Origin of the sequence: Pseudanabaena yagii GIHE-NHR1 (assembly GCF_012863495.1) — a bacterium.
In the GTDB taxonomy this organism is placed as follows: Bacteria; Cyanobacteriota; Cyanobacteriia; order Pseudanabaenales; family Pseudanabaenaceae; genus Pseudanabaena; species Pseudanabaena yagii.
Genome location: NZ_JAAVJL010000001.1, coordinates 558,270 through 575,833, shown reverse-complemented (window position 1 = coordinate 575,833; position 17,564 = coordinate 558,270). Strand labels below are relative to the sequence as shown.

Annotated in this window: 12 protein-coding genes and 1 tRNA gene; 5 read left to right on the top strand and 8 right to left on the bottom strand. The window is 43.5% G+C overall.

What is annotated here, in order from left to right; all coding sequences use genetic code 11:
• Positions 1-8 precede the first annotated feature (8 nt).
• From hisB to HC246_RS02780, 5 genes are all read right to left on the bottom strand, one after another.
• Positions 9-611: an imidazoleglycerol-phosphate dehydratase HisB gene (gene hisB, locus HC246_RS02800; protein WP_169362058.1), complete on the bottom strand. Its 603-nt coding sequence runs from the start codon at positions 609-611 to the stop codon at positions 9-11.
• A 133-nt stretch (positions 612-744) separates the two neighbouring features.
• Positions 745-3,525 carry a sensor histidine kinase gene (locus HC246_RS02795; protein ID WP_169362057.1) on the bottom strand — a complete coding sequence of 927 codons (2,781 nt, stop codon included), beginning with the start codon at positions 3,523-3,525 and terminating at the stop codon, positions 745-747.
• A 236-nt stretch (positions 3,526-3,761) separates the two neighbouring features.
• On the bottom strand, positions 3,762-4,073 hold the full coding sequence (locus HC246_RS02790) for a DUF3067 family protein (protein ID WP_169362056.1): 312 nt from the start codon (positions 4,071-4,073) through the stop codon (positions 3,762-3,764).
• 290 nt (positions 4,074-4,363) lie between these two features.
• Positions 4,364-5,308: an N-acetylmuramic acid 6-phosphate etherase gene (gene murQ, locus HC246_RS02785; protein WP_169362055.1), complete on the bottom strand. Its 945-nt coding sequence runs from the start codon at positions 5,306-5,308 to the stop codon at positions 4,364-4,366.
• A 39-nt stretch (positions 5,309-5,347) separates the two neighbouring features.
• Entirely contained in the window at positions 5,348-5,533 is a 186-nt protein-coding gene (locus HC246_RS02780; protein ID WP_169362054.1) for a PCP reductase family protein, read from the bottom strand.
• Positions 5,534-5,939: 406 nt separating this feature from the next.
• On the opposite strand from HC246_RS02780, the gene HC246_RS02775 reads away from it, so the two are divergent.
• From HC246_RS02775 to HC246_RS02760, 4 genes are read left to right on the top strand one after another with little or no spacing between them, the layout of a single operon-like run.
• A complete protein-coding gene (locus HC246_RS02775) occupies positions 5,940-10,208 on the top strand; it encodes a PAS domain S-box protein (RefSeq protein WP_169362053.1) in 4,269 nt (1,422 codons plus the stop codon).
• On the top strand, positions 10,205-10,741 hold the full coding sequence (locus HC246_RS02770) for a response regulator (RefSeq protein WP_169362052.1): 537 nt from the start codon (positions 10,205-10,207) through the stop codon (positions 10,739-10,741). The genes HC246_RS02775 and HC246_RS02770 overlap by 4 nt, the downstream gene beginning before the upstream one ends.
• 53 nt (positions 10,742-10,794) lie before the next feature.
• Positions 10,795-11,730 carry an IS5 family transposase gene (locus tag HC246_RS02765; protein WP_169364403.1) on the top strand — a complete coding sequence of 312 codons (936 nt, stop codon included), beginning with the start codon at positions 10,795-10,797 and terminating at the stop codon, positions 11,728-11,730.
• Positions 11,731-11,751: 21 nt separating this feature from the next.
• Complete coding sequence (locus HC246_RS02760) at positions 11,752-13,449, top strand: ATP-binding response regulator (RefSeq protein WP_169362051.1); 1,698 nt, start codon at positions 11,752-11,754, stop codon at positions 13,447-13,449.
• A gap of 44 nt (positions 13,450-13,493) precedes the next feature.
• Here HC246_RS02760 and HC246_RS02755 read toward each other — a convergent pair whose 3' ends face one another.
• On the bottom strand, positions 13,494-13,751 hold the full coding sequence (locus tag HC246_RS02755) for a glutaredoxin family protein (protein ID WP_169362050.1): 258 nt from the start codon (positions 13,749-13,751) through the stop codon (positions 13,494-13,496).
• 49 nt (positions 13,752-13,800) lie between these two features.
• Here HC246_RS02755 and HC246_RS02750 point away from each other — a divergent pair.
• Positions 13,801-13,874: transfer RNA gene (locus tag HC246_RS02750), tRNA-Val, on the top strand.
• 98 nt (positions 13,875-13,972) lie between these two features.
• On the opposite strand, the gene HC246_RS02745 is transcribed toward HC246_RS02750, so the two are convergent.
• The gene (locus tag HC246_RS02745) at positions 13,973-16,888 is read right to left on the bottom strand and encodes a type I restriction endonuclease subunit R (protein ID WP_169362049.1); all 2,916 of its coding nucleotides are present in this window, start codon (positions 16,886-16,888) and stop codon (positions 13,973-13,975) included.
• A gap of 60 nt (positions 16,889-16,948) precedes the next feature.
• Complete coding sequence (locus HC246_RS02740) at positions 16,949-17,560, bottom strand: Uma2 family endonuclease (RefSeq protein WP_169362048.1); 612 nt, start codon at positions 17,558-17,560, stop codon at positions 16,949-16,951.
• Positions 17,561-17,564 lie beyond the last annotated feature (4 nt).

Here is a 17,564-nt window from a genome sequence, read left to right as displayed (position 1 = left end):
TATTCTTCTTACAACACACCTTTCGAGCTAGGAATTACAGTGGCTCGTCTGGGATCGACTTCTACTGCCATCTTGATCGCACGGGCAAAGGCTTTAAAACCCGCTTCGATGATGTGATGTGAATTGCCGCTTTCTAATAACCGAATATGCAATGTCATTTGTGCATGATTGACAACCGCCTGAAAAAACTCCCGCACTAGCTCGGTGTCGTAAGTCCCTACCCGTTGATTAGGAATCACTAAGCCATAGACTAAATAGGGACGACCCGAAAAATCAAGGGCAACCTGCACCAAAGCTTCATCCAAAGGTGCAACAAAGTGGCCAAAGCGATTAATTCCTTTGCGATCGCCTAGAGCCTGTCCTAACGCTTGCCCTAACACAATACCAACATCCTCATTGGTGTGATGGTCATCGATATGTAAGTCCCCTGTCGCTTGGACATCCAGATCGATTAAACCGTGGGAGCAAATTTGATGCAGCATATGATCTAGAAAAGGAATACCTGTATTAATATTTCCTTTACCAGTGCCATCCAGATTTAGCGCCACAGTGACATCGGTTTCGCCAGTTTTGCGATGGACTTTAGCAATGCGAGGGGTATCGTAGGACATGGAATTCAAGTTTATAAATTAGTTACAGAAAATCAATTTTACCAAGGGTTTTAAGTTTTCATTTTGCCTACGGCAAAATGAAATATGGTCGTAAGGATAGGCAGCAGCGCTTTGCGCTGCTGCCTATCCTTACCTATGAAGTAGAGAGAGGCAAAATGAGACGACTGAGAATACGGTTGTCTTCTAATTGATAGAGAGATAGCTCTCCACCTGCTTCTAACATCAGATTTTGACAGATCGCTAAATGTAGCCCAGGGGGTTGATCTAGTAATGATGGAGATAAAGGATCGATCGCCCTACCTTGGTGTAACTCTTGGAGCAAAGCCGCATCCACCACGCCATAATCCGTAATCGATAATTCTAATAGTTTCTCATCGATTTGGCGACACCAGAGATCGATGCGACCACCGACTTCTGAGCGTCCACAGGCAAATAGCAATAACTCATTGAGGATCATTTCCATCTTGGCAATGTCACCACCAACGACGACATTGGCTTGATTATGCACCTGTGACCATATCTGCCGTTGCTTCACGAGGGAATCGACTCTCTCTAAGGCTCGTTTGAGCATCCCTGCAAGTGGTGCAGTCTCATAGTTAGGTCGCAAGCGCCATTGCTCTTTGCGGATGATCTGGGGCAGGGATGAGAGCGAACCCTGCAACTGTTTGAGAGAACTTTGCAAGGTGACGTTATTAATGCCACCCGTACCATTAGCGCGGGCATCGGCATCTAGTAATCGCTGTACACCACTACTGACGGTACGATAGATATCTTCTAAACGACGATGCTTGTACCAATTGAGACGTTCTAGCTCTTGACGGTTATGTTTGAGATGCTCAACGAGGATCAAATGACGACGCGACCATGCAAGCTGATTAGTCAACATATTAAAGGCTTGCAACTGGCGATCGACCCAGCGCCGCCCTACGCGATCGGCAACTAAAATCATCCCTGTTGGTTGATGATCGGGGGTTGTTCTCAATGCTGTCACCATCAAATGACCAAGAGCAGGAGCATTGAGCCAAGCTCTAGTCTGTTCTGGCAAATCATGGATGCTGAGTGGCAAAATCCCCTCACTTTGAATTGTCCATTGCACGAGGGGATCTTCCTCGATCGCAATCAGCGTTTCGTTAACTGTGAGTTGATATTCATCTCTACTGCTAAAAACCGAGGCAATTTGCCCCCCTTGCCTTCCGGGGAGCCATACCACCAATACTGCAAGGGGCGATTGGGTTACTTGAGCCATTAGCTGGGTTGCTGTGTGATGCAATTTATCGAGGGAGTTCGCCTGCTGTAAAGCAACTAGCCCAAATTGCACCGATTGATGCGACTTTTGCCGCTCATCGGATAAGCGTTGCAATTCGTTTTGGTGGACGATTAAACCGATTTGTTGAGCAACTGCCTGCACCATCTCGCGTTCTGGGCGCGACCATGTGCGTGGGGCTTCATGGGCAACTGCTAAAACAGCTTCTAGGGATTTGCCTGTTGAAGTGCTGCTGACGATCATCGATCGCACATCGAGATCAAGTAATGAAGTTCGCCATGACAAGAACTTGAAATCGCTATCGAGATTTTCCACCGTTGCCGCATCGGGGGACTGCTCGAGCATCTGGAAATCGACGGGTGCTAAGCCAGGCAATAAATTGGGAATAGGGCGACGATTTTTGGGATGATACTGAAAGTCAACCCGAAAAACCTCATTATCTGAATCATAGGTCGCAACCCAAAAGCGCTCTAGACCAAGACGTTGACATAGTTGCTCCGCCGCTTGTTCTAGCGCCTGTTGCCAATCATTGTTGGAATAAATAGCTCTTGCAATTCCAGCCGTCAAAATTTGATCGGAAGCAATGCGATCCACCGTTACTTCCATTTCCTCTAAGGGAGCCGTAATCGCGGCTAACTGGGCTGCACCAAGCACAAAATTACGCTCATCATCTGTCCAGAGACGCGGCTCATCACCTTCTACAGATAAAAAGCCCAATAGCTCTGATTGAAAAAAGATCGGCGCAATAATAATCGAAACTGCACCAAACTGTTCCATCACACGATTGTTAATTTCGCTTTTGGTCATGGATTTGGCATCGACCACCACCACAATCTGATCTCTGGACAGAGCCTGATATAACCCCGGAGCATTTTGTACAGTCACACCTGCGGTATTATCGATGGCTTGCTTTGACTTAGGGCCTGGTTGGCGATTGGCAACCCTACGCCAAAAATATTGATGTTCGCGCTCAAACCAATAGATATTGGTGTGATCGGGCATCACAAAACTATGGGTTTCCTGCACAATCTCTTCAAGGCGCTCGGTCAAGGTCGGAATATTGCGGATTTTGCCAAGAATTTGCAGTAGGGGTTCGTCGGGGCGTTTGGCGTTGTGGTAGTGCCATTCGGCATCAAGACGGCTGAGGGTCGAGCCAAGAGTGCCTAAGACGACCGATAGCCTTGCTCGTTCTTCATTGCGAGGAGTCACATTCCACTGTGTTGAGCCGAGTAACACAACACCAAAGCTGCGATCGCGATGATAGATCGGCCAAAGCAAAGTACCTTGAATATCAAATTTTTGAGCGACTTTTTGCCATTCACCACTACGTTTCTCTTGGCGCAGATCGGCGATCGGGACAGGTCGTCGTTGCAAAATCACCTGATCGAGTAAATCTCCCGCATTGAGGGGAAAGCGATCTTTTAAAAACTTAATTTCTCCCGCAGGAGTAGTACCACCTTTTCCTGTGAGGCGATGGTTTTCTTGGTCATACAGCCCAATCCAGATCAGTTTGTAATCAAAATTGTCCCGAAGATAATCGAGAGTAGCAGTTAATAGATTGTCGATACTATCTTCATCACGCAAGAACTGCATGATTCGCCCAAGGTTAACAAACTGGCGATCCCATGGGTTAGCTCCTGCTTGACTCATATTTTTGCCCTGACGTTTTTGACTTAGGTATGGTTAGCGGCGTACCGTAGAAAAGTTTCAGTTTCCTGAATGTGATTTATGGAAATATATTTACAAATGACTTTTCATCATAAGCGTACAATCTTTAGCCCAGAAAGTCAGCAACAGGTCATACTTTTTCCACACTTTGATCGACTTTTGATTAACTTTTATAGCATTCTTCATCGAAATGAGACGTAATGTTAGGTACTTTCAAGCTACTCGACTAGCCATTCTAGCGATCGCTCACCAATTTGGAGAGGGATACTTACAGCTTTACCAAGGCGTGGGCGTTCTTTGGTATTAGCAATAAATGTTTGTACCTGATCGACTACACCCCAATCGCTTAAGTAAGAAGCGATGGTATCGAGATGTTGCAGAAATTCGACTTCACTCATCGAAAAGGACTGCTGCTCTTGATAGCGCCACATTACTTGCAAAAAGATTTTGCCTTGAGTTTTTCGTAATTGTACATCATAGGAAAAATTCCATTTATTCGCGATCGCTTGACGGAGTTGTATGCCTGTCATAGTCTCTACATTTTTTGCTTAACACATCTTATCTCAACTGTAATTTATAACCTACAGCGCTTGGTGCTCAAACCATTTCAAAAAGACCTGTGGTGATCGCGCTGCGATCACCACAGGTCTTTAGTTTGTATAGTTAAGGCTCTTGCGGATAAAAAATGTCCCACCAAAGTTATCTAGCTTCGACTCCGCTCAGCTAACGTTCGACTCCGCTCAGCTAACGTTCGACTCCGCTCAGCTAACTTTGGCTGAGCGGAGTCGAAGCCACAGGTACTTTAATCAATAGCAAGTCCCTAAGCGATCGCTTGACCTAGATGCCCATTAGTAGCTTGGAGCATTTGCGTGGCAATGCTTGCATCTACACCTTTCCAATGCATTAATAAGGCTAGTTTCACACTTCTACCCGATCGCTCTAATAACTCTGCTGCCTCTGCACGGCTGAGGGATGTGAGGTCACGGATGATCCGAATGGCGCGATCTTCAAGTTTGCTATTGGTGACAGAGACATCAATCATCCGATTACCGTAAACTTTGCCTAGTTGCACCATTACACCTGTCGAGATGGTGTTTAGGACTAGTTTGGTGGCTGTCCCAGCCTTGAGGCGGGTCGAGCCAGCCAAAATCTCTGCACCGACAAGGGGACGAATCTCGATATCGTACTGTATCGGAAATTGCTCGGCAGGGACGCAGCAAAAAAAGATCGTCTTTGCCCCCCGTTGTTTCGCTTCTTTTAAGGCTCCATGCACATAGGGAGTTGTGCCCCCTGCGGTGATCCCAAAGACAACATCGCGATCGCTAATATTTCTCTCTTGGATGGCGGCGGCTCCATCATCCTCACGATCTTCGAGAGCTTCGGAACTGCGTACCATCGCATTCATTCCACCCGCCAAAATCCCTTGGATTAACTCAGGATCGCTGCAAAATGTGGGAGGACATTCCGCCGCATCGAGGACACTAAGCCTTCCACTCGTTCCTGCCCCAATGTAAAACAACCTGCCGCCATTGGTAATTGCTTCAGCAATTACCGTAATCGCTTGGGCGATCGCCTCTTTTTCTTTCCCAACTGCCTCAACTGCCTTGAGATCTTCTTGATTAAACAGTTCCACGATTTCTAGAGGACTGAGCCGATCCAAATTTTGGCTATGGGGATTTGCCTGCTCTGTTAACAAATAACCGCGATCGCGATTTTGACTCCCTAGCCCATTGTCCTGCAATCCCACAGCTGATTCACTAGCCATCAAAACTTTCCTTTCCTTATATCCTCTACCTTGTTCCTTCTATTGCCCAAACTCAACTCTAGCTTTTTCGACAATTTCAGCAGTAATCGTATCACTCCCTGCCGCCTGTGCAAGTTGCTCAATTCTTTGGCGAGCTTGCGATCGCACAAAGTAGGGAATGTTTTTATATTTGACCTTGGCTTCTGCTGTCCAAGTTAAACCTTCAAAATAATCAGATTCTGGCATAGCTTTGTTTGATGTATTGATTTTGATATTGTTTAGGACTCAGGCTCTTGCAGATAAAAAATGTCCCACGTTGATCTAGCTTCGCCTTCGCTCAGCTAACGTTGGCTGAGCGGAGTCGAAGCCACAGGTACTTTAATAGCAAGTCCCTTAGGTTAGTATGCCATCACCTCAGATAACATCAAGCCTTGCTTCGCGTAGATTTACAATCATATGCTTTTTGTAATTATTGCTCTAAAAGCAAAGTCATAAATTCGTGGTAACTTTAGATTCAGGAAGGTTACGGTAATCTCTATAACAAATAAGATATTTAAAAAGTCACTAATATATCCGTAGTTTGAGCAAAAATAGGAATATGAAGAATAATTTCTTCTAGTATGCGAGTAGCCAGCTTGTTGAGTTTAAGCATATGCTTCATCATCACCACCCAAAGTATTTACAGGTAAATCCTCAAAAGCATCAATTTCTTGCGAAAGTATTGTTTCTTTCTCTAGCGATCGCAATAGTGAGTATTCTTGGTGGTGGGTGGTTAGCATTTCAATGGTTTGGACAACGCATCAACCAAAATACAAAAGAAGCTCTTTTGGCGATCGCCGATTTAAAATCTAAGCAGATCCAACAGTGGCTATCTGAACGCAAAGCTGATGCACAAATATTTGCAGGCATCCATTCGTTAGAACAAGTTCTCAAAGCAATTCAGAATCGGGATAAAGCTCTAGCTGTTCATCAAAACGCTTTGCAAGAGGCAATCAACAAGACTAAAGAAGAATATGGCTATAGCCGCATTATTGTGATAGATCTCACAGGTAATATAGTTGCCCCAGTTCTTAATCAAGACTCAGACTTAGCTCCTGAAGTTTTGTCTGTTTTTCGGCAGAAACTAATTCCATCACCATACTATTTGGGTAAAGCAGAATTAATAGACCTCTATTGGCGAGAAACTCCAACAGGGAAATCGATTGTGCATGGAGTAATTGCGCCTATATATGATCATTCCAATGCATCATTGCCATTGTTAGGGGCTGTTTACATGGAGTTTGATGCTTCCAAATATCTATTTCCACTCCTCCAGACATGGCCAAATTCTAATTTGACCACAGAAACATTATTGGTGCGCCAAGAACAAAACTTTATAAGGTACTTGACTCCTCTTCGATACAAAAACAATGCCCCCCTAGAACTTATCAAATCATTTGACAATCAAGAAGTATTAGCGATTCAAGCAGTTCAAACCCATCAATCATTATTGCAAGGGATTGATTACCGAGGTAATAAAGTCATCGGAGCCTCATATTTGGTCAAGGGAACTCCTTGGATCATGATCTCTAAAATGGATCAAATAGAAGCTGATGCTCCGTTGAACCAACTGGCGACTGTTATTAGTGCTCTAACGTTCTTATTCATTGCGAGCGTGCTCTATATTGCGAGACAACTATGGAGAAATAGTGAATTAGCGCTACTTGCTTCACAGCAGCAATCTGCTATCGATCATGCAGCCATTATTGAGCATAATGCGAAGCGTTATAGCACTGCGATCGAAACTTCCATTGATGGTTATGCTCTATTCGATCGCCAAGGCAAGTTTATCCAGACCAATGATTCTCTAGCCAAAATTACGGGTTACAGCACCGAAGAACTACTAAATCTCAGTGTTTTTGATCTAGCAGTAGATGATTCCTTTGAGATCACAAACTTTATCGCTAACTCTGACGCAACCCAAAAGCAAAGACTTACGCAAAAATGGCAGCGCCAAGACAAACAAATCATTGATGTTGAAATTGGCATTTCCTATTTTACCGAAGGTGAAGGTCAATTTTTTATTTTTGTACAGGACATCACTAATAGCCTGAAGACTCAAAGGCAACTTGAGCAATCTACACAACTACATACTTTTTTGAGTCGAGCCAATGAAGCGATCGTGAGAACTCGCAATCCACAGGAGTTATTACAAAAAATTTGTGAAATTGCGATCGAGTATGGAGGATTTCGATTGGCTTGGGTGGGTATTCCTAATCCTGCTACGAAAATGGTCAAAGTCACGGCGGCGGCAGGTTCAGCAACCTATTATCTCGAAAATATCCAAATCTCCATAGATCCTGAGCTAGAAATTGCTCATGGCCCCACAGGTAAAGCTATCCGCGAAATCCGCCCTATAATTATCAATGATTTTTTAGCAAATTCAATTACTGCCCCTTGGCATGAAATCGCCCTTAGTCATGGCATTAAAGCTAGTGCTACCTTTCCCCTACGAATTGACAGACACACTATTAGCGCGATTATGTTTTACTCGTCAGTAATCAACTACTTTACTGATGATGTCATCGCTTTACTGAAAGAATTAGCCGAAGATGTGGAACTTGCTCTAGCCTTAGCTGATTCTGAAAGATTACGGCAACAAGCTGAAAGCTCTCTCAAAAAAAGTGAGGAGCGGTTTCGCTTAGCACTGATTAATGCTCCCTTCCCGATCATTCTCTATACAGAGGAGAATGCGATCTTGCAGATCAATCGTGCTTGGATTAATCAATCTGGTCATGCTGATTGCGATATTCAAGAGATTAATCAATGGACAGAGCAATTTTGTCGTGACTATTTACCACTAATTAGACCACAACCGAACCTGGATAGCGATCGCTATCTAGATCAGGAAATTACATTGACTATTGCCGATGGCTCACAGCGTATTTGGCGATTTGGCTCAGCACTATTACCCAACCACACAGATGGTAAATCTGCCGCTATTGCAATGGCAGTGGATATTACAGAACAAAGGTTAATAGAAGTAGCGTTAAAACAGAATGAAAAAAGATTTCGGCACGCAATCATCAATGCGCCTTTGCCGATCATGCTTCATGCAGAAGACGGAGAGGTATTAGCAATTAATCGCGCTTGGACAGAACTGAGTGGCTACGAACTTAACGATATTCCTACGATTGAGGAATGGACAAAAAAAGCCTATAGCGATCGCCATCTACAGATGCAAGATGTGATTAGTCACCTTTATGAAACTGAGGGCATTCAAAACAATGGGGAATTTTCTATAATTACTAAAGATGGCTCTAGTCGGATTTGGGACTTTGGCTCGGCAAACTTGGGACGAATTGCCGATGGGCGCAAAACCTTAATTTCGATCGCTACAGATGTAACTGAGCGCAAAGCCAACGAATTAGCCTTACAAAAAGCGAAAGAACTCGCCGAAGAAGCCAACCATGCGAAAAGTGCTTTCCTCGCCAACATGAGCCATGAATTGCGGACTCCCCTCAATGGCATCCTTGGCTATGCTCAGATTTATTTAACTGATCCTGACTTTTCTCTCAAGCAAAAAGAAGGTTTTCAGATCATTTACCAATGTGGTAGTCATTTGCTTGACTTGATTTCTGAGATCCTTGATCTATCGAAAATAGAGGCACGCAAGCTAGAGCTTAGTCCCACAGAAGTAGAATTTCCCAATTTCTTAACTGGCGTAGCCCAAATGTGTCAAATTAAAGCGGAAGAAAAAAATTTACTATTTCATTCTGAAATTTCTGATCGCTTACCTTTTTTTGTATTAGTGGATGAACAACGCTTACGCCAAGTCCTACTTAACCTGTTAGGCAATGCGATTAAGTTCACTGACTTTGGCAGTGTAACCATGAAAGTCGAGGCGATCGCCAAAGAATCTACCGAAGGTGAAACCGCATCTCCATCTCCAGAGATGTTACCAGACACCTTAAAAGACGAATCAGTGGTTACAGGAAAAATTCGATTCACGATTAGCGATACAGGTCGAGGTATTGCTGCTGATAACCTTACTCAGATTTTTCTACCCTTTGAGCAGGTTGGCGATCGCCATGATCGTCCCGATGGTACAGGTTTAGGACTAGCCATCTCTCAGAAATTAGTAACAATGATGGGAGGTAAGCTCTGTGTTGAAAGTGAACTGGAGAAGGGCAGTCGTTTCTGGTTTGACTTGGAATTACCTGAAACTAGTGCTACGATCTTTACTCAAGGGACATCTAATTTGACAAATAATCGCGTAATTGGCTATGTGGGGCAAAAACGGACGATTTTAGTTGTAGATGACAAATGGGTAAACCGTAGCGTCATCGCTAAGTTGCTAGAGTCATGGGACTTTAATGTGATCGAAGCGGTCAACGGACATCATGGTATTACCATGGCAACCTCTAACTCCATTGATGCCATCATTACCGATTTAATTATGCCTGTGCTGGATGGATTTAAAATGGCTCAGATGCTTAGAGGGATGCCACAATTTCCACGTATTCCTATTCTGGCAATTTCTGCTAGTATCTTGCCCCAAGATCAAGCAAAAAGCCTAGAAGCAGGCTGTAGTGACTTTTTAGTGAAGCCAATTGAAGCAACAACTTTACTCAACAAACTAGCTCAGCATCTGAATCTATCTTGGATTTATGCCGAATCTCTGCCTTCTCCTCCATCTCTTGATTTGTATAATGCAGATCCTATCCGTCAGACTATTCCTCCAGATAGAGAACTCACGATCATTCGTGATGCCTTAGAGGTTGGAGATTTTAAGGCGATCGAGCAAGAAGCCCAGCGAATTGTTCAACTAGACACTCAATACCAGTGGTTTGTTAATCACCTAGTAACTTTGGCACAGGATTTTGACGAAATGAGCATTTTGCAGCTTATCAACTCGAATAATGGGCAGGAAAAGTCATGAACGGTAGTCAATCAGCAGTTATTTTTATTATCGATGACAATCCTGCCAACCTCAAAGTACTGTCACAGGTGCTAGAGATGTCTGGTTATAAGATTTTGATTGCGATGGATGGTACAAGTGGGCTTCACAGGATTCATAAAGCTTTGCCTGACTTGATTTTGTTAGATATCATGATGCCGGGGATTGATGGGTTTGAAACTTGCAGACAACTCAAAGACTCAGAAAAAACCCGTGATATCCCAGTGATCTTTATGACTGCTTTAGCTAGTTCTGGAGATAAAGTAAAGGGACTAAGTTTGGGGGCGGTTGACTATATCACTAAACCTTTTCAACAAGAAGAAGTAATTGCAAGGATTGAACTACATTTAAAATTACGCAGACTGACTCAGACTCTTGCTGAACAGAATCAACAACTGAAAGCAGAAATCAATCAACGCCAAAAAGTAGAAGAACATTTGAAAATTCTCTCTAGAGCTACGGAACAAAGTCCTTCTTCTATTGTGATTACTAATGTAAATGGCGTTGTTGCATAAAAAGGGGAAGAGAAGGTAAATTAGATAAAAATCAGGAGATGGAGTCCCAGCAAATGACACAGAAACATGAGATCCGCAACTGGACAGAGTATAACGCAGGGCTAAAACAAAGAGGAAGCCTGACTTTTTGGATGAGCGAAGAAGTAATTGAAGGATGGTTAAATCAAACATTAAGTGGCAAACGGGGAGCTTCCAAAGATTACAGTGATATAGCAATAGCGACATTTATCACGGTCAAAGCGGTATATCAGCAAGCAGGAAGACAAACGCAAGGACTGTTAGAGTCAATATTTGCCTTGATGGGAATAGATTTACCAGTACCAGACCACAGCACCGTGTCAAGACGGACAGCAAGTTTAAGTGTGACCTTACCAGTAATCCCGAAACAGGGAGCAGTGCATGTAGTAGTTGATTCGACAGGGATCAAAGTATACGGCGAAGGGGAATGGAAAACACGGCAGCATGGAATTAGTAAGAGACGGACATGGCGCAAATTACACCTAGGAGCCGATGAATCAACAGGAGAAATACTGGCTGCGGTCGTCACCACGAATGATTGCCACGATGGAGAAGTACTCGCCGATATTCTCGATGCGATTGATGCTGAAATTGCTCAAGTTTCCGCAGATGGAGCTTATGACCATCGTCATTGTTATGACGAGATTGCCCAACATGGTGCTAAAGCCGTGATTCCTCCGCGCAAAGATGCCAAAATCTGGCAGCATGGCAATACCAATGCTCCACCACATCCGCGTGACCAAAATCTCCGTTATATCCGTAAACATGGGCGTAAAAAATGGAAACGTGACTCAGGTTATCATCGGCGCTCTTTGGCAGAAACTACGATGTTTCGTTTCAAAAAAATCTTTGGTGCTACTTTATGTTCTCGTAAATTTGACAATCAGGCGGTTGAGTTGTTCATCAAATGTGCTGCTCTTAATCGCATGATTCAACTGGCTAAACCTCTCTCCTCTCCTGTTGTTCGTTAATTTTCTAAGATCCTCCATCTTTTGGCTTCTTTTTATTCATGCAACAAAGCCAATGTAAATGGTGAAATTGAATATGTTAATCCCAAATTTGAGGAAATCACAGGTTACACCTTAGCAGAAGCTAGAGGTCAAAATCCACGTATCCTGAAAACAGGCTATACCTTACCCGAAGAATATACATCTATGTGGGAGAGGCTAGCAGCAGGCGAGAAATGGTATGGCGAGTTCCAAAACAGGAAAAAGAATGGCGAACTATATTGGGAATTTGCCTCTATTTCGGGGATTAAGAACAGTGAAGGTGAAATTACTCATTATGTAGCAGTTAAGGAAAATATCACGCAACGGAAGTTGGCAGAGCAAGCCCTAAGGGAGCTAAACCAAGAGTTAGAAGAGCGCGTACAACGCAGAACAGAAGCTCTGCAACAAAGTGAAAAGCAATTGCAGCAAACTAATGAGCAGCTCATGCTTACCAATCTTGATTTAGCCCGTGCGACAAGGCTTAAGGATGAGTTTCTCGCAAATATGAGTCATGAGTTACGCACTCCTCTCAATGCAATTTTAGGACTGTCCGAGGCTTTGCAAGATGGCTCCCTTGGTGAATTAAGCGATCGCCAAAAGCAATCTCTACATACAATCGAAAGTAGTGGTCAACATTTACTCCAACTGATTAATGACATTCTCGATATTGCCAAAATTGAATCAGGCAAATTGGAACTGCATATTGAAAATGCTTCTGTGAGGAGTCTCTGCGAAGACAGTATGACCTTTGTGAAGCAGATTGCACTTAAAAAGAATATTAAACTAATATCGCTAGTAAGCGATCGCTTTAACAGTCCACAAAGTTCTCAAATTCGCGTTGATGAACTAAGAATGCGTCAAGCCTTAATTAACTTACTGTCTAATGCCGTCAAGTTTACCCCTGAAGGCGGTAGCATCACACTAGAAGTTTCAGTTGAAAATGATAGTAATCAAATACCCGCAGTATGTTTCGCCGTCATAGATAATGGTATTGGTATTGCTCCAGAGAATATTACCAAGCTATTTCAGCCTTTTATCCAAATCGATAGTGCGGTCAATCGCCAATATACAGGTACAGGATTAGGTTTATCTTTAGTCAAAAAAATTGCCGAAATGCATGGTGGCAGCGTCAGTATTGAGAGCGAACTGCATCATGGTAGTTGTTTTAAGATTAAGCTGCCTTGTCAGCAAGTTGCTGTGGCTCTGTTAAATGATAATCAAGGGAATTCGAGCCAAGCAAATCATCTAGAGCATTCCCAATCAGCAAATCAAGCAGATATTGCACAGGTCAATGTTCTAAACGCAGAGTCTCGAGAGTTGCGATCGCCGCCGCGCACAAGTCCTCCCAAAATTTTAATTGCCGAGGATAACCCCAGTAACGTCCAGAGCATTTGGGACTATCTAGAAAGTAGAGGATATCAGTTGTCATTGGCTAGTAATGGACAAGAAGCATTAGATGCAGCGATCGCTGATCACCCCGATATCATTTTGATGGATATTCAAATGCCCCAAATGGATGGACTTACGGCAATTAAACATATTCGGGCTAATTCTGAATTGGCAAAGATCCCTGTGATTGCTCTGACGGGTTGTGTGATGGTCGGCGATCGCGAGAGGTGTTTAGAAGCAGGCGCGAATGAATACCTAACTAAACCAGTCAAACTTAAGAACTTAACCAATGTAATTCAGCAATTTTTATAGTTTTGCCCCGCAGAGCGTGACAAAACTATAAAAATTGCCAGATCTTATTGATAACGCTGAAGTAATTCCTCAAGTTTCGTCACAGGCGATCGCGGGGGAAATCTTGGTAATTCCTGTTCCTGTTGGCGATCGTTAAGTACACACAGGACAGGAATTTCATACTGGTAGCGATCGAACCAGTCTGGGTTACTAGTGATATCTCTAATTTCTAGCTCGAAGGCAACTTGCTTTACCTGTTGTAATTTTGTCAGCAAACCTTCACATAGGCAGCATCCCTGCTTGCTATACAAAATTAGTTTCATAGATTTTTTGTTGAATATAACTCCACTATGTTATATTATTAATCCGTCAGAACGCATAGCTCAGTTGGTTAGAGCACCACGTTGACATCGTGGGGGTCGGTGGTTCGAGTCCACTTGTGTTCATATTTTGATAAAGAAGCAGATTTTTAATGTTGCGGCTTCACCGTAACATTAAAAATCTGCTTCTTTGTTTTTTTTGAAAGCACGGCTTAGCAGCGCTTTCAAAGTGCTATCTGATGTCCACTCGCTTTGGGAAGTAGCGTCATAATACTGGCATCAAAGGCTCGCTTAAAATCGGGATCGGAGACATAGCGTTTATATGTCTCCAAATCTTGTTTTCGTTCTTTATTCATAGCTTCTCTGATTAACTGCTCGAAGGCTAGATGACGGTTCTGCTCATCTTGGTTGTTGACTACTTGAGATTCGTAATTAGGACTTTGGGTTATATGACGCACAATGTTCATAAACTTGACTGCATTCCATCCTGTAAAGAATCGGGTATTAAAGGCGGCAATAATTTCATCGAGGGGATCTTTTTGGATTTCATCGTGAAAACCTCGCAGGTTAGGGTTTTGCGGATCGAGTTCTGATGCGTTTGCATCTAGGGTAATTGCATGATTTAGTTTCACGCGCTCTAAGCCATAGGTAGATAGATCGATGCTTTCTAGTAGCTGATCGAGATGTTCTTGTGTAGGATCTTTGACTATCAGTTTAGGAATAAGGAATTTGAGAAACCAGTGCAACATTTCCCATTGCATATTATTGAAGGGAATGATACAAGCGACTTGAGCGTATATTTTGACAAATTGTTTGGCTTTGATTTTGAAGTCGATTTTGGCTTCGTTGTCTATTTCTAGTTCGAGATCGAATCTATGGGCGGCAGTGTCAATTAAAGGGCTAAGCTGATCGGCTTCAGCCTTATTAAAAAAGAGTTGGTTAAATTGCTGAACTTCATTCCATTCATATACGCCAACACCGTCTAATGCTTCTTTGAGGTCGTGGAGAATATTGATATCAGTGGGTTGACTGAGGGTTGTAGAAGTATAGAAAGGGTCAAAGGCTTTTTTAATTTCATCAATGGTATTGAAGAAATCAAGGATGAAGGTATCGTTTTTGGCTACGGATGCATTGCAACGATTCAGGCGCGATAGGGTTTGGACGGCTTGAACGGATTGCAGCTTTTTATCGACATACATTGTGTGCAGTAAGGGTTCGTCAAAACCTGTGAGGAACTTATTGGCAACCACTAAAATTTTGTAGTCATCCTTCGCAAATTCTGTGGGGATATCTTTGCTAGGAAATCCGTTAAGGATGTCTTCGGTATATTTGATACCATCGACAGTTTTTTCGCCAGAAAAGGCGACGATCGCTTTAAATGGCATATTAGCGGCAGTGAGAGCGTCACGAATCGCAAAGAAATAACGAATCGCAGTTTCAATATTCCGACTGACGATCATGGCTTTGGCTTTGCCCTTGAGCTTTTTCGGTTGCCAAACCTGTTCGATAAAATGGTTGAGCATAATATCGGATTTGGTAGCGATCGTTTCCTTGTGACCTTCTACATAGGCGCGGAGTTTTTTCTGAGCTTTGGCGGTATCAAAAAGGGGATTATCTTGAATGGATTTCTGGATTTCGTAATAGCTTTTGTAGGTGGTGTAGTTGGCTAAGACATCGAGAATAAAGCCTTCTTCGATCGCCTGTTTCATGGAGTAGAGGTGAAATGGCTGAAATTTACCATCGGGGAGTTTAATGCCAAATTTTTCGAGGGTAGCTGGTTTTGGTGTGGCGGTGAAGGCGAGATAGGATGCGTTTTTACTTAACTTGCGTCCTTCCATGACCTTCAGGATTTTGTCTTGGTTATCCTCTGGATCTTCTTCATCCATGCCGATCGTCATGCTGAGTTTATCGGCAGCTTGTCCGCTTTGAGAGGAGTGCGCCTCATCGATAATCACGGCAAAGTTACGATCGCTAAGATTTTCAATACCATCAACGATGAAGGGGAATTTCTGGATCGTGGTGATAATAATTTTTTTGCCAGTTTCTAAAGCGGTTTTGAGTTCTTGGGAGTTGCTGGCATGGGCGATGATGTTTTTAACGGCGGCAAAACCTTGGATGGTGTCCTTTAGTTGTTTGTCGAGAATGCGGCGATCGGTGACGACGATGACGGAATCAAAGAGGGGTGTGGATGCACCTTGGGCATAGAGTTCGATCAGTTGATAGGCTGTCCATGTGATCGAGTTGGATTTGCCTGAACCTGCGGAATGCTGGATCAGATATTTATGTCCTACGCCGTTTTGTTGGGCATGGCTGAGGATTTGGCGGACAACATCGAGTTGATGGTAACGGGGAAAAAGTAGGGTTTTCGATTTGGTGGAGAGGGTGGCGAAATGCTCGATGATTTTGGATAGGCTTTCACGGGTGAGGGTTTCTTGCCAGAGGTAGGCGGATTTGTGTCCGTTGGGGTTAACTGGATTGCCTTTACCATAGTTGTCGCCTTTGTTGAAGGGTAAGAAATAGGTGCTTTGGCGATCGAGTTTGGTAGTCATCCAAACTTCATCGGTATCAACGGCAAAGTGAACGAGGCAACAGGCAAATTGAAATAGCGGTTCTTTAGGGTCGCGATCGCTGCAATATTGTTGTTTAGCGTGGTAAGTGGTTTGACCTGTCCAAGGATTTTTTAATTCGAGGGTGGCGATCGCAATGCCATTGATAAATAGAACGATATCAATGGAGAGTTGGGGGTTACTTTCGGAATAGTAGACTTGGCGCGTTAGGGAGAAGATGTTGCGATCAAAATTGGCTTGAATTTCGGGGTTGTTGTCGTTGTGGGGAAGGCTATAGAGCAGGGTGAGGTGTGCATCATCGATCGCTAGTCCTTTTTTCAAAACTGAGATAATGCCATCTTTTTGAATTTTGCGATGAAGGCGTTCGAGGATCAGGCGTTGCCAATTGGGGCGATCGCGTAGTTTGTCGAGTTGTTGTGATTGAGTGGTTTCAAGAAATTGCCAAAATTTTTGTTTGTCGATCGCAAATTCGCGATCGTAGTCAGCCGAATCCCCTTTTTCATAGCGTGAGTTGGTAATTAGCGATCTCTCGATGAGGTCTTCTAGTTTTTTTTCGTTGGTTTGGCTGACCATAATTTGATATTTCTAAAATTTATGATGGCAAAGATAAGCGGCGCAACGCGCCGCCTATCTTTACGGTTTTCCTGCTGCAAAGATTTGATCGGCGGTGAGTTCTAGGCTTGGGAATGTGGGAGATTGCAGCCGATCGCTATTTCTAAATAGTTGTCGATGGTAGCGATCGCCTTGCAATGTGCAGATCGTGAGGGTGGGTTGTTTGGGTGTGCCGATATATTCTCTGCCACCAAGTCCAAGATAGTCAGCGATCCAATATTCGGGGATGCCTAGTTGAGCGTAGTCTTCGGCTTTACGAGCATAGTCATTTTGCCAGTTGGTGCTGACAACTTCAACGATCAGTTTGATCGATTGACCTAAGCAAATGATCGGTTCTTGTTGCCACAATGGTTCTTGGTGGAGTTGGCTTTGGTCAAGGACGATGACATCAGGACGAAAGGCGGTTTCTGTGCCTAATAGTTTGATCAAGCAGCGATAGGGAATAAAAAATGGTGCGTTTTGCTGATCGATCGCGATGTTGAGTTTCCGTCCGATGAGGGCGGCTACTTGTTCATGTAGTCCTGTTGGTTCCAAATCAATTAGTTCTCCATCAATTAGTTCGTATTGCGTTGTGTCGCCATATTTGGCGATAAAGGTATCGGTGCTGAGTAGTTTTGGGGCAAGTTGAACCATTTTG